The sequence below is a fragment of the Legionella beliardensis genome, assembly GCF_900452395.1.
Lineage (GTDB): Bacteria > Pseudomonadota > Gammaproteobacteria > Legionellales > Legionellaceae > Legionella_C > Legionella_C beliardensis.
This window is the reverse complement of record NZ_UGNV01000001.1, coordinates 52,431-65,410: the sequence shown is the minus strand read 5'-3', so window position 1 is coordinate 65,410 and position 12,980 is coordinate 52,431. Positions and strand designations below refer to the sequence as shown.

The following is a 12,980-nucleotide window of genomic DNA, read 5'->3' as shown; positions in this document are numbered from 1 at the left end:
GCCAAGAATTTATACAAGATTAAAAATAGTTTGCTCAAAATTCACTGTTTTCACCCAAGGATCTCGCAAAAGGAAACTGAGTTTAGGCTTTTTTTACAAGCACGCCATTACTACAGCAAGCTAAAATAATACCTAACTCATAGAGAAAGCATAAAGGGACAGCAAGCATAACCTGCGATAAAACATCAGGCGGCGTTAATAACATCCCTACAATGAAAGCACCGACAATCACATAAGGTCTAATTTGCCGTAAAGTAGCAATGCTTAGTAGGTTTAAGCGAACAAGCGTTAAACAGACCAAAGGTACCTGAAAACAAAAACCAAATAACAATAACATCCGTGTAATAAAATCTAAGGTGCTTGCCATATCGGGCAGCATTTTAACGTGATCAGGCACAGCCTGAGTAAAAAATTGAAACATAAACGGCAACACAATGCAAAAGCAAAAGAGCACGCCTAGTACAAACAGGAATAAACTTAATAAAATAGTATGACCTAATTTCTGACGCTCACTACGATAAAGCCCTGGCATAACAAAACGCCAAATATGATAAAGCGCTATGGGCGAGGTACAAAGTAAAGCCGCATTAGCCGCTAAATTAATGGGCGCTAAGACAGGTGCTGTAATATGAGTCACAATAATAAAATTATCAGGCGGTAAAATGGATAATAATGGCTTTACTAACCAATAAAATAATGGTTTAGCAAAGTAGAAAAATAATAAAAAAAAGCTTAAAAATACCATCATCACTAGCAAGGCACGTTGCCTTAATTCTATTAGGTGACGTAACATACAAGGGCCGGTAAATTAAACTTTTAAATTAACATATACCTCTCGCTACTGAAAGAACTAGATTGTTGCTATCGCTTTTTAAACTTGCTACCGTTTAAATTCCGCGTCATAGGCTTAGCTATTACTCAGTTTTTAAACTAACTTAGCTTTAAAAATCAGGGCGTAAAAAAACTAATCATTTAGAGGGTATGAGTATTCCTTATCTTTATAAAAAGTAGCACTCTTTTTAGGTATTTATTAAGCCTGTCTTACAAAAATTAATACGTTTTTGATAAAAATTATTATAAAAAATGTTAAAATGTATAGCCATAATACAGTATGCTTATTAAACTTTTAATGCAGACTATTTAATTTTTCTATATAATCCCCCCGTGTTTTTGAGGTGAGAATTGAATCATAAACCACGTAAACGTTTCGGTCAGAATTTTCTTCAAGATCAAGGTGTTATTGGGCACATCATTGATGCGCTTTGCTTAGCTCCTGAAGATAATGTAGTAGAAATTGGGCCAGGAAAAGGAGCTCTAACCCGCTTACTTTTAACGTATTTAAATAAACTAACTGTAATTGAAATCGATAGAGATTTACAGGCATTTTTGGCAAATGCATTTAACTCATCTTCCCGGCTACAAATTATAGGTGCTGATGCGCTCACAATTAACTACCATAATTGGGGAAATAATTTACGTGTAGTGGGGAATTTACCCTACAATATTTCCACACCACTAATCCTTCATCTACTATCATTTGTTAATAGTATTAAAGACATGCATTTTATGCTGCAGAAGGAAGTGGTTGAGCGTTTAGCTGCACAACCGGGAAGCAAGGATTATGGCCGCTTAAGTATAATGATTCAATATCATTGTGAAGTAACCCATTTATTTAATGTTCCACCGGATGCTTTTTATCCTAAGCCTAAGGTTGACTCGGCTGTCGTAAGGTTAACGCCTTATGCTGTTTCTCCTTATCCGCCTGTTAATCTTAAACTACTACAAGATTTAGTTGCATTAGCATTTTCAATGCGCCGTAAAACACTTGCTAATAATTTAAAGCCACTTATTAGCGCCCAAGAGTTAGCTGATTTGGCGATTAATGCGGCTCACCGCCCAGAGCAAATTAAACTAATAGACTATATTAAAATAGCCAATTTCTTATCAAATGGAATAAAATTAAACTAATAAAGGTATTAATATAAATTATGGCTAGCTTTTTGGAGATTAACTTGTTTCATAGATATAGTAAAAAAGGCAAAGGACAATCAAAGCCGTTAAAGGATTTAACACGAATCTTGCCTGCTGAGGATATTCTGGCTGAAGAAAAAAGAGCCGTCCTTCTGCAGGAACTACGTATAGCATGCTCTCTAGAAAAAGCACGCTTTGATAGTCTATGTTTAAGTATTATTCATAATCTCATTAATCATGTACAAACCTTACCTGAAACCTCAAATAGTTATTATTCACAAGCTGGTGGTTTACTGGATTATGCCCTCAATCGTACAGAAACGGCTTTAAATTTATTTAAAAAATTTGTTTTGCTCGAAGAAAACTCAGATTACTCAGAAGAACAAAGACTTTGGCAATATGCCTTGTTTTCAGCTGCTCTATTACAAGGTATTGGTAAATTACAAATTGATTATTTAGTTGAGCTTTATGACAATAATGGCCAGTTTTTAAAATTATGGAATCCTTTATTAGAAAGCCTCGTATCAGTAGGCAGCCATTATAGTTATAGTTTTCAAAAAGAAACAGATATTGATCTACGGCGGCGTTTAAATATTCTCTTAGCGCGTTCTTTAATGCCTACGAGTGGCTTTACATGGATTGTCTCCGATGCGCAAGTTTTAGCTGTTTGGCTTGCCTTACTTAATGAAGATCCACATACCGCAGGAACATTAGGCGCTATATTAATTCGTGCCGATGCCATTGCCATTCAGCGCTACCTTAATCAATTAAACTTAAAATTTGCTAACACAAAGACAAATCGCTATGGGCGAGCAAGCACGTTTACAGGCACCGTGCCAGAATCCGTTAACGATATAGAACAGCAAATGGGCATTCAGTTTATTCAGTGGCTTACTAAATCATTAGAATCACGCATTATTATGATCAATAAAGCGCCTTTATTTACGGTTCCAGGCGGTTTATTGATGTCGCCTGAAATTTTTAAATGGTTTGTCCGCGAACACCCTGAATATAAAAATTGGCAAGCAGTACAAAATGGCTTTTTGTCTTTAAAGTTACATCAAGTAGGCTCAGATGGTAATGTGATTTCGCGCTTTGAGCAAAGCAATACTCAACAAATGCATAGTGGTGTCGTATTTGGTAACTATGCAATAGCCCTGCCTACTACCGTCCAATTGCATAATCCTAAAACTGGCAAGTCAGATACAATATCAGATATAGAACTTATCCACTTAGCTCATTTTTCTAGCCATTTAACGCCACCCCACCAAAAAACGACAACAAATTCGCTTGAAGTATTAAATGCTACCGGTCAATGGCAAAAGAAAGACCCAAACCTAAATCCTAATTTAAACCCTGGTATGACTAATAATGGCTGATTATGTCGTTGGCGATATACAAGGCTGTTATGAACCCTTATTACGCTTATTAGATAGTCTACATTTTAATGAGCGGGAAGATAGGCTTTGGCTGGTAGGCGATTTAGTTAATCGAGGCCCACAATCTTTAGAAGTGCTACGCTTTGTTAAAAATTTACCTATTGAACCTTATATTACTCTTGGTAATCATGATTTGCATTTATTAAATAGGCTCTTTGGCCAAGCTGAGCGGAAAAATAAAGACGATACCTTACAACCTATTTTGCTAGCCGACGATCGCGATGAATTAGGTCATTGGTTACGTAAACAACGCTTTCTTTACTATGACAGCAACTTTAATATCGTGATGACCCATGCTGGCATAGCACCAGTATGGGATTTAGAGACTGCTAAAGCCTGCGCAAAAGAGCTTGAAGCCGTGTTACATGGTGAGAATTATCAAGAATACTTAAGTAATATGTATGGAAATTTACCCAATCAATGGTCTCTTGAACTGACTGGCTTTGCCAGATGGCGAATTATTACTAATTATTTGACTCGTATGCGTTTTTGCGGCAATCAAGGTGAGTTATTGTTAGATTATAAAGGCACAATTAAACAGGCACCACCCGATTTTATCCCTTGGTTTTCTGTGCCAAAGCGCAAGGAAATTGACGCTGATATTATTTTTGGCCATTGGGCTGCCTTACAAGGAAAATGCCCTCATCCCCGTATTTACGCCTTAGACACCGGTTGCCTATGGGGCGGGCGCCTTACCGCCCTTCGCCTACAAGATAAGCAATGCTTCTCTGTTCCAGGTTTAATTAATAACTAGGGTCTGTTGATATTTTACTTACTACCTACGTATCTTAACTATACACAAGCCGCGGCACGTAGAAAGTTAGTCAGTTAATATTTTCAATGAAAGGACAAAATATACTTTGGAACCACAATTAGGCTCCGATATTAATTTAAGCTCACCTCCAAGCAGTCCAACATATTTTTGCGCAATATGTAAGTCTTGACTAAGGTAATGGCTTTCATCATCTGAGGAAAAATCAGGATGGGCTAATTGATCTTGTAAGTCATGAGGAATCTCTCTACCTGTATCAATAATACTAAATCGCAATTGTAGATAGATATTATCAGTAGCAACCTTCTCTACTTTAATGGTAATAGAGCCTGATTCTGTATAGTAAAGGGAGTTTGTGATGAGATTCATCAAAACCCGGTGTAATTTTACCTTATCCATTAAAATAGGCGGTATAGAATTCGCCACATCAACATTAAACTCAAGGTTTTTCATTTTAATGGCTGGGTAGTACAATTGAGTAATATCGGCAATGACTTTATTTAAGTCAGTAGGTTCTTGGACTATCTCATTATCAGTCAACGGACAATGAGTTAAGCTATCCGATATCTCTTTAATTATCTGTAGTAATTGGGTACTGCTTTCTTTTATTAAACGCGCTTGTTGTTTCTCTTCTAATTGTACTAACTGAGCTTCTAAATGTGTCGATAGTCCGTTAATGCCATTTAATGAGGCACAAATATCATGACTTATATTGGTTATAAGCTCTGTTTTCGCGCGATTAGCAAGTTCTGCCTTTTCCTTTGCACGCTTTAAAGTAACTTCTAACTTCTTACGTTCTGTTATATCAATAGATACACCTAACACACCTATAATTTGATCATGTTTATCACGTAGCGGGGTTTTATTTGATAAATGAATGCTCATGCCATCGGCCATAACAGCATATTCCTCGGCTGTGTGAGGTACACCGCTTTCCATGACTAGATTATTTAGCCGATTTAATTCATCAGCTTGATCTTTCCAAGGCATATCATAATTGGTTTTACCTACTATTTCTTTTCGTGACGCGAGACGCGCACTCTTAGCTTGCAAATCATTACAACCTAAAAAAACATTATCTCTATCCAGCCAATAAACATGCCCAGGCATCAATGCTAAAATGCTTTCATAATACTCTTGAGCTTCTTTAAGATTATCTTGGAATCGTTTACGCTCTGATTCCAAGTAAGACTGTAGCTTTTTAATTTCTAATTCTTTTTCTTCAAGCCATTTTTTAAAATCGGTTACAGTATCAGCATCCATTATTAAACCTATTTGATTAGCAACATTTACATTTAGATATTAAAATTTAAAAAACTTTACTAAAAAGTAATTTCTGCTCTTAAATGCAGCAATTTGAACAAAAGTATTGATAATTGTACAATAATATCATATTATAGTCACCAATTTCTAGCCTTAACTAATATGGCTAATTAGCTAGCTCTAGATAATCAATGATAAAAATTCATTATTTTATCACAATGATCAATAAATTACATGGATTGTGAGAAATATGTTCGAGCTAGTTTTAGGGGGAATTGAAGGTCAAATTATACTAGCTGAGGAAAAAATGAAAATTAAAGGCCCAAAAGATGGCAAACTGCAAGCAAATTTTAATGGTAAAGCAAAAAGCCTATTTAAAAATTCAGACAGCCTATCTTTAGCAACAACAAAAAGCTTAGTCCTGCTTAGTATAGTTGGCCAGGAGTATTGTAGAGGTGATTTTTTAGGGGCTATTATTGAACAAGCAGTTACCGAGCCACATCAATTAGTGACTTTTCTTATTGCTGACGAACTTCACTGGCATAACTTAAAATCTGAAGAATATCTTACTGATGATCATAAGGCTACTTTAAAAAAAGAAGCGCGACAATTAGGTGCAGCCTATTTTGAGGAGCATTTACACTATTTTTTAAAGCCATTGGGGCTATCTGTTGAGAAATTTAAGAACAATTACCCTGACTTAAATACATTAGAAAAAATTTCAGTCTTAAATCAATTGGCAAAAGATATGTCCTTAGGTTTTGAAGTTGTAACCTGGAGCCAATGGGTAGCTCACCCTCAGTATCAAGAAAGAGAGCCAGGCTTAAACTCATTATGCCAATCAGAACCAGAGCTTAAGGCAAGTATAGCAGCAGAAGCAGATATTTTTGCCGGCCGACATCAACAAGAGGGCGACAAGGAGGGATTATGGAAAGCACGCTCTAAAGGCTACTTAGAAGAAGAAACACCAGCCATCATGTGGTTAGCGGCAGCTCTAAATTACAACTTTATTGTTTACCCAGGACAAATACGCAAGCCGTTTGAAGTGGCCAAAGCTTATTTTGATAAAAACAGAGAAGATCCTCGCTGTAGCTTCCCAGAAGACCTTGATCTTAACTTGGTTGCCAACTGGCTACAAGTCTCTTTTTGCAGAAAGGCTATTGAGCCGCCTAAACTAACTACTACTGATAATAACCGACAAAAAGACATAGCAACTAATAAAAGTCTTGAAGAAATTAGTAATCGGCTCGTTATAAGCGAAGTTGAAGCTACATTAAAAAAATTTGAGGAATTAAGCCTTGGGGAAAACCGATACAAATTTTTTAGCCATGGCGGCACTCAAGAACGGCAAGAGTCAGCAACAATTTCCCCCCAAACTTTATTTAATAGTGCAATTGAGCACATGGCCTATGGAATTACCGCAGCGATTATAGATAAAGGCGGTTCCATAGAATTCCAACGTCAATTATTTGAGCAATCATTTGCCAGCTTGTTAAGCATTGTGCAGAAACAGCAAGCAGCAAGTAGCATGGTAGAATCAAAATCTAAACCCATAAATGAAATAATAAGCCCCTTAGCTATTGATGTCGTAGAAATAGAAGCAGAATCTAGACCAACACAGGCATCAGCATTGAAATTTTAATAAGTGTTTAAAATAAATTTAAACGGCCCTAACGAGGTATTTAACTGGCTTACTAGATACAATAGAATAATTGCTAATTTTTATATAAACTATGCATTTCTTAAATCTATTTCATGGAAAGGAAACAATAATTAAGATGAGTAATGCTAATCAGCGTATCGAATTTTTAGATGGCCTTAGAGGATGGGCAGCTTTTGTTGTTCTTATTGGTCACCTTTACCCATGCTGGTTATATCCACCAAGTGACTCTCCTCTTAGTCAGTTATTTTATCATACTCCTCTTAAGTTATTTACTGATGGCCCGAGCGCCGTTATCTTGTTTTTTTTATTAAGCGGCTTTGTATTAAGTTTTAATTTCTTTAAAAACTATGATTATAACGCCTTAATAAGCATGGCCCAATTTCGTTATTTTCGCCTACTTATTCCCATTCTTTGTTCCGTGCTTATTTCTTATTTATTTATGCGGTTTAACTTAATGTATACGGTACAAGATCACGTCGGTATTTTTATGAGTAAACCGAGAATCTTAACCGCATTAAAATTTTCTTTCTTTGAGGTCTTCTTTGTTCCAGATACCCGACATCTTTATGATTTTGGTCTGCAATTATGGACTATGTCACGAGAATTTATAGGCTCGTTTTTAGTCTTTGCTTTCTTATCCTTATTCGGTACATGGAAAATCAGACCCCTTATTTACTTAATAATACTGCCTATATTTTATAAGCACTTTTATTATTATTTCCTTTTTTTCACCGGACTATGTTTTTGTGACCTCTATATTTTAAATAAAAAATATGGCTATTTATTACAAAAATATAAGCTTACCCTTCTGCAAGAAAACAGCCTATATGCCAAAATCGTTGAATTTTTTAATATTGATTATTTATTTGATACTAGTCTAGGCGGCATTTTTGCCTATCTTTATCAATTAAATTTAACTGGTAAAATAAGCGCTGCTTTCCCTATGATTGTTTTACTCTTTTGGGCTCTTACTAGTGATAATTTAAAATCCCTATTTACTTCAAAAATATCTTTATTTTTAGGGAAAATATCATTTGCATTGTATCTAACACACCTTACCTTACTATGTTCATTATCACACTTTACCAATGCGTTATTGACTAGCGCAGGTTATCCTTTATTATTAAGAGCTATCCTGGTCTCTTTAGTGACTTTGCCTACCTGCCTTGCATTTGCCTATATTTTTACCTTATATGTCGAAGACCGTTGGTTAAAAAAAGTTAAATCATTTTTCATTAATAAAGGCTTTATTGCTAACACTAAAAATTATAAACAATTACCACAAGATAGCAGTACACCTTTACCGCTTCCAGCTATGAATACTTAAGAAGGTTGCTATCTAGTACTGTATGTTTAGATAGCAAAACATTATTCTTTAGTACGATTAGACAAGTTCTTATAGAGACGTCAACAAGAGTGCGATCACTCAGGCGCTTTAGTGCCCTTCGCAGAATCTAATATTTTAATTTCATCAACAAAGCACTTTGTCTCGCCGCTCCAGGGGAGAACATAAGCTTCACAATGATATTTAAGCACGACATGTTTATTATTTTCCATAGCATAGATTGCTTGATTTACTAAGTCTGATTTAAATTGCCCTAATGTAAAATGAAACTCACGTCCAGTAGCACCACTTGCATTATCTAAGCCACCACGAATTAACTCACCTTCATAAGTTCCCCAGTAGCGACCTTCTTTGGCTACTTTCACGATAATGCCCGATTTCTGCCCCGACTGAGTCGTCCAGCATCCCGTTAACAAGCTAACTACTACGAAAAGACAGCAAGCCAGCATCGTTCTCATCATTACACTCCCTGAACTAGGTACTTAATATGGTTCCCATATAAATGCTTCGCATGTTACGGGATAATGTTCATTTGGCGACACAAAAGCTATAGTGTTTATGTCAACCTTACATTTTAAGGTAAATTATACTTAAAATTTACTTTGACCATTATCTTTAACCTAAGTATAGAAAATAAATATAAGTTTAGCGGTGATATAAACTTTAAAGCAAATTACTTTTACTCCTAAAACCTAATTAAAGTATATACTCGCTACCAATGAGAGGTTGATTTGGCGAATTGATTTTAAGACTTTAGTAATTTAAAGATTAAGTAGTAGTTAAGTTTACTTATAAAAAATAGTCATATGAAGATAAAAAAGAAAAGCCCTTCATTAAAAGACTTAATGAAGGGCAAGCAAAATTAACGAACAATAATGTATCGTCCATTTTGGATAGCATAAGAATGGCCGTTACGATAAATAACACCATGCTTACGATAAACCACCATATCTGCGTGAGTAACTGGGCGACCTACTAATAGATCAACACCTGAACCCACTACTGTGCCAGTTGTAGTTACTACATTGGTACCAGTGCTTACAAGGCTGGAACCCACTGTATCCATAGTATTCCAACCGCAACCAACTAAAGTAGCTGAAAGTAAAGCAGTAGAAAATCCTGTAATTATTAATTTTTTCATAATGTTCCCTCTTTAATCATTAGTCCTTAATTAAGTACTACATACTACAGTTAAAACATAGTACAAATTTTAATAATTGCGAGTTTAAATGAATGACATTGGATTTTTTTACTATAAAAAGCTTATTCGGAAGAGAATTTTGACCTATAAAGAGATGGTTTAATTGATTGAGAAATTGCAAGTGTATTATCCAGGGCTCCAGTATACTTAATTGATAGCTTTAGGCTTTAAAGTGAATCGATTGGCAAATGAGATGTTGAATAAACATCTGGAGGTCGAACATGACAAATGAAAAATATGATTTTGAAATAGGTGAGAGCGGTCTTAGTTATGACCTCTTAGACGAATCCTATAATGCAAGCACCAAGAAATTTCTATTAGATGCCGGCCTAGCAAAAGGTATGAAGGTTTTAGATGTTGGATGTGGCGCAGGTGTTATGACGTCCTGGATTGCGAATTATGTAGGTAAAGAGGGATATGTAACCGCCATAGATAATAGCCCGGAACAATTGAAGGTAACGCACCGAACATTGCAGCAAAACAAAATAGCCAATGTGAGCACTACCGTTCTTTCGGCCTATGATATTGCAGAGTTAGGCGAAAATTATGATTTAATTTATTGTAGATTTTTGTTGCATCATCTTTATAGCCCGCGTAAAGCCATTAAAATATTTTATGAGAATTTAAATGATGGGGGTATCTATGTGGGAGAAGAAGGCATCATTAGCCACATGTTCGCCTACCCGCCAACATTTGCTTGGCAAGGATATTCTCCTGCATTGGTGCTGCCAGAACAAGAAATAGAAGGAATGAGGCGTGACGGCGATATTGGTATGAAGTTATTTTACGAGTGTAGAAAAATTGGTTTTGAGATTATCAATTGCGGGCTTGTTCAACCAATCTTATGGCAAGAAAGTCAAAAAATGAAATTACTAGAGGGATTAAATGCATTTAAAAAAACTGACCTTGAACAAGGCACGTCTGAAGAAGAATGGCAAAAAAAATATGATGAAACGGTTAGATTTAGTAAGGATGATAAGCAAATAATTGGATTCTATGGCAGCTTCCAAGTAGCTTGCCGCAAGTAAAGCAAACGTAGATTATTTCCTGGTTCAAACGGGCTACTTACTCAGCCTATCTCGCTATTTTTGTAGCTTCTAGCCGGCGTAGCTTGGGAGTAGGCCCAAAAGGCCGTATCCCAGGTTTACCTTCACTACGCCTATTCTCCAAAATCACCTTGCACTCCATCATATCCCACTTTTCTTGCAATACTCCCTTCTGAACATAACGATGAAAACTGGAATAGGGCCATGCTTTAGCGCAAATTACATAGCCATGTTTAACAGATGGAATTTTAGGGGGTTGTTAAGCTATGGAAGAAAAATGAAAACCTGGGATACGGCCTATTGGCCTACTTCCAGGCTACGTCGGCTAATCTTCTGGTTAAGGAAATTTAGTTTAGAGTTGAGAGGGATATCATTCGCTCTTTAAAATTCTTCATGCCTTTGAAGATTGGCTGTGCAATTTTTTCTGGGAAGTGGCTCGGTAATTGTGCTGTGACTTCATCGATAGCAGAATCAATACGGTCAATCACTTGTTCAAAAATCTGAACTGCTTTAATTTTAGAATATTGGACGTTCTTTGCTGTTTCAATAAAGTGTCTTTTTTGAATACTGTGAACCTTATAATGACTGTTTTTGCCGTATAAAGCCATGGCCATTTTCAATTTCTTAAACGATAGCTGTTTTTGTTCCACGATAGGGTAGGCTGAAATGATGTCATATAATGGAGTTAACTGGTAACCTCCTTGTGGCTGTAGATTTATACTGAAATTTTTGGCATGCGCATCAATAGCGCCAAGGCACCAATAAACAATCTGTGCTTTGAAAAATTCATCTCTATCTTTTTGAGGTCGCTGTGAACCATTAAGTAGCTGCATAATTTCTTTAATACCGGGGCCACCATCTGACTGATATTTTAAATTTGGGGAATAACCTAATGATTGACATAGGTCTTCTTGTGGCAACCTGAGTATATAACGATTATCTCGACTCCATTTTCTATCAAATCTTTCGACAACCAGTACTTTTTCATCTTCGAATTGTAAGATTTCTGATTTTGCAACATCTAAACCAAATTTGCTGGCTAGCATTAAACAGAGGTATTCATTTTCGCAACTTTCACTTAAATCAATTCCTTGATGTGATAAATATCCAACAGGTAATTTGAATATGTGAGTTGTTGGTGTAGGCCCTAATGGTTTATGCCATTCATTTTGGTAATATAAAAAAGCTGTTTTTTCTTGAGCGCCAGCTATGGATATTCTAAACTCATCATCTTCTTTGTTCATTCCTAGTGGAGAAGTTTGGTAAGAACGCAAAGTATGAGCTATCTCGGCTTCACTGACCACATGACTTTCAATATTTAGCTGCTGCGCCTGAGGAATATGTTCAACAATTTGTATTGCACCAACACAATCACTTCCAATTAAAGCCAACAAATCAAACGGTCGTGATGATCTTGCCTGAAAACGAGCTTGAATTCTGGCTCTTATCTGCGGATTATCAGGAAGTAAATTATCAAAAAAGTTATAAACAACTTCACCTAAAAACTTTTGCTTTACTAACGGTAACGATAAAGATACTGGTCGCGAATGTGACTTGGAAATCCAGTCCGTAACATAGGAAAAACCCAAACCTCCTGCATTATCCTGGGTAAGCTCCCCCACGAGCTCATTGTTCATTAATATGTATAATTTACGCCTTACCATTCTATCTCTTCATCAGTTTCTTGACCTTTTTCAACAAGACTAATATTTAAATTTAGGGCAGACAATATCCTAAATAAGGTATCAACTCGACTATTGTCGGGACTATTTTCAAATTTTGATATAGTATCCTGTTTTAAACCTACTAAATCTGCAACTTCAGACTGACTCATTTTGAGTTGCTTGCGCTTGTCATTTAAATATACTGCCAAATCTTTTGCTGATCGAATGATCATAAATTTCCTCTTTTTACCCCCAATTGCCAATAATATTAAATATACCCCCAAGTGCGGGTAAAATCAATTATACCCGCATTCGAGGGTAAAAAATTATCGAGGGGCTGGATATTTCAGCAGACGTAGCCTGGAAATAGCTCCTAAGGGCCGTATCCCAGGTTTACCTTCTAAGCCGGCTGGAATAGGGCCAGGCCATGCTTTAGCGCAAGTTACATAGCTATGTTTCACAGATGGAATTTTAAGGGTTTGTTAAGCGATGGAAGTAAAATGAAAACCTGGGATACAGCCCTTTGGACCTACCCCCAGGCTACAATGGTTGTTAGACTTTACGTTAGTAGAAAGCGCTATGGAATTGATAAGTAGTTGTTGGATCAAGTGGCCCA

Annotated in this window: 12 protein-coding genes; 6 read left to right on the top strand and 6 right to left on the bottom strand. The window is 36.3% G+C overall.

The genetic code is table 11. The annotated features are described in order from the left end of the window. Positions 1 to 82: 82 nt before the first annotated feature. A complete protein-coding gene (tatC, locus tag DYE47_RS00265; protein WP_115301351.1) occupies positions 83 to 793 on the bottom strand; it encodes a twin-arginine translocase subunit TatC in 711 nt (236 codons plus the stop codon). Between the two features lie 389 nt (positions 794 to 1,182). Here tatC and rsmA point away from each other — a divergent pair, with 389 nt between their 5' ends. Genes rsmA through DYE47_RS00250 form a run of 3 tightly spaced genes read left to right on the top strand, consistent with a single transcriptional unit; the run spans position 1,183 to position 4,164 of the window. Then, positions 1,183 to 1,968: a 16S rRNA (adenine(1518)-N(6)/adenine(1519)-N(6))-dimethyltransferase RsmA gene (rsmA, locus tag DYE47_RS00260; protein ID WP_115301350.1), complete on the top strand. Its 786-nt coding sequence runs from the start codon at positions 1,183 to 1,185 to the stop codon at positions 1,966 to 1,968. A 44-nt stretch (positions 1,969 to 2,012) separates the two neighbouring features. Beyond that, entirely contained in the window at positions 2,013 to 3,350 is a 1,338-nt protein-coding gene (locus DYE47_RS00255; RefSeq protein WP_423202363.1) for a conjugal transfer nickase/helicase domain-containing protein, read from the top strand. Then, positions 3,343 to 4,164 carry a symmetrical bis(5'-nucleosyl)-tetraphosphatase gene (locus DYE47_RS00250; protein ID WP_115301348.1) on the top strand — a complete coding sequence of 274 codons (822 nt, stop codon included), beginning with the start codon at positions 3,343 to 3,345 and terminating at the stop codon, positions 4,162 to 4,164. The genes DYE47_RS00255 and DYE47_RS00250 overlap by 8 nt, the downstream gene beginning before the upstream one ends. A 66-nt stretch (positions 4,165 to 4,230) precedes the next feature. Here the strand turns inward: DYE47_RS00250 and DYE47_RS00245 are convergent, their stop codons facing one another. Further along, positions 4,231 to 5,445 (bottom strand): PAS domain-containing sensor histidine kinase, encoded by a 1,215-nt coding sequence (locus DYE47_RS00245; protein ID WP_115301347.1) that lies wholly within the window; start codon positions 5,443 to 5,445, stop codon positions 4,231 to 4,233. A gap of 250 nt (positions 5,446 to 5,695) precedes the next feature. Between DYE47_RS00245 and DYE47_RS00240 the strand changes: the two genes are divergently transcribed. Both DYE47_RS00240 and DYE47_RS00235 read left to right on the top strand, forming a co-directional pair. Next, positions 5,696 to 7,087, top strand: a complete 1,392-nt coding sequence (locus tag DYE47_RS00240; protein WP_115301346.1) for a hypothetical protein — start codon at positions 5,696 to 5,698, stop codon at positions 7,085 to 7,087. Positions 7,088 to 7,223: 136 nt separating this feature from the next. Beyond that, the gene (locus DYE47_RS00235) at positions 7,224 to 8,435 is read left to right on the top strand and encodes an acyltransferase family protein (protein ID WP_160149811.1); all 1,212 of its coding nucleotides are present in this window, start codon (positions 7,224 to 7,226) and stop codon (positions 8,433 to 8,435) included. Positions 8,436 to 8,530: 95 nt separating this feature from the next. Here the strand turns inward: DYE47_RS00235 and DYE47_RS00230 are convergent, their stop codons facing one another. Further along, positions 8,531 to 8,914: a hypothetical protein gene (locus tag DYE47_RS00230; protein ID WP_115301344.1), complete on the bottom strand. Its 384-nt coding sequence runs from the start codon at positions 8,912 to 8,914 to the stop codon at positions 8,531 to 8,533. 401 nt (positions 8,915 to 9,315) lie between these two features. After that, complete coding sequence (locus DYE47_RS00225) at positions 9,316 to 9,519, bottom strand: hypothetical protein (protein ID WP_131750079.1); 204 nt, start codon at positions 9,517 to 9,519, stop codon at positions 9,316 to 9,318. Between the two features lie 356 nt (positions 9,520 to 9,875). Between DYE47_RS00225 and DYE47_RS00220 the strand changes: the two genes are divergently transcribed. Next, the gene (locus DYE47_RS00220) at positions 9,876 to 10,682 is read left to right on the top strand and encodes a class I SAM-dependent methyltransferase (protein ID WP_115301342.1); all 807 of its coding nucleotides are present in this window, start codon (positions 9,876 to 9,878) and stop codon (positions 10,680 to 10,682) included. A 365-nt stretch (positions 10,683 to 11,047) separates the two neighbouring features. On the opposite strand, the gene DYE47_RS00210 is transcribed toward DYE47_RS00220, so the two are convergent. Then, positions 11,048 to 12,364: a type II toxin-antitoxin system HipA family toxin gene (locus tag DYE47_RS00210; RefSeq protein ID WP_115301341.1), complete on the bottom strand. Its 1,317-nt coding sequence runs from the start codon at positions 12,362 to 12,364 to the stop codon at positions 11,048 to 11,050. After that, the gene (locus DYE47_RS00205; RefSeq protein ID WP_115301340.1) at positions 12,358 to 12,597 is read right to left on the bottom strand and encodes a helix-turn-helix domain-containing protein; all 240 of its coding nucleotides are present in this window, start codon (positions 12,595 to 12,597) and stop codon (positions 12,358 to 12,360) included. Before DYE47_RS00205 ends, DYE47_RS00210 begins: the two co-directional genes overlap by 7 nt. Between the last annotated feature and the right edge of the window lie 383 nt (positions 12,598 to 12,980).

Bases quoted from the DNA above. Each gene is read 5' to 3' on its own strand.
- tatC (WP_115301351.1), bottom strand. From the start codon at position 793: ATGTTACGTCACCTAATAGAATTAAGGCAACGTGCCTTGCTAGTGATG.
- DYE47_RS00250 (WP_115301348.1), top strand. From the start codon at position 3,343: ATGGCTGATTATGTCGTTGGCGATATACAAGGCTGTTATGAACCCTTA.
- DYE47_RS00245 (WP_115301347.1), bottom strand. From the start codon at position 5,445: ATGGATGCTGATACTGTAACCGATTTTAAAAAATGGCTTGAAGAAAAA.
- DYE47_RS00240 (WP_115301346.1), top strand. From the start codon at position 5,696: ATGTTCGAGCTAGTTTTAGGGGGAATTGAAGGTCAAATTATACTAGCT.
- DYE47_RS00235 (WP_160149811.1), top strand. From the start codon at position 7,224: ATGAGTAATGCTAATCAGCGTATCGAATTTTTAGATGGCCTTAGAGGA.
- DYE47_RS00230 (WP_115301344.1), bottom strand. From the start codon at position 8,914: ATGATGAGAACGATGCTGGCTTGCTGTCTTTTCGTAGTAGTTAGCTTG.
- DYE47_RS00225 (WP_131750079.1), bottom strand. From the start codon at position 9,519: ATGGATACAGTGGGTTCCAGCCTTGTAAGCACTGGTACCAATGTAGTA.
- DYE47_RS00220 (WP_115301342.1), top strand. From the start codon at position 9,876: ATGACAAATGAAAAATATGATTTTGAAATAGGTGAGAGCGGTCTTAGT.
- DYE47_RS00210 (WP_115301341.1), bottom strand. From the start codon at position 12,364: ATGGTAAGGCGTAAATTATACATATTAATGAACAATGAGCTCGTGGGG.
- DYE47_RS00205 (WP_115301340.1), bottom strand. From the start codon at position 12,597: ATGATCATTCGATCAGCAAAAGATTTGGCAGTATATTTAAATGACAAG.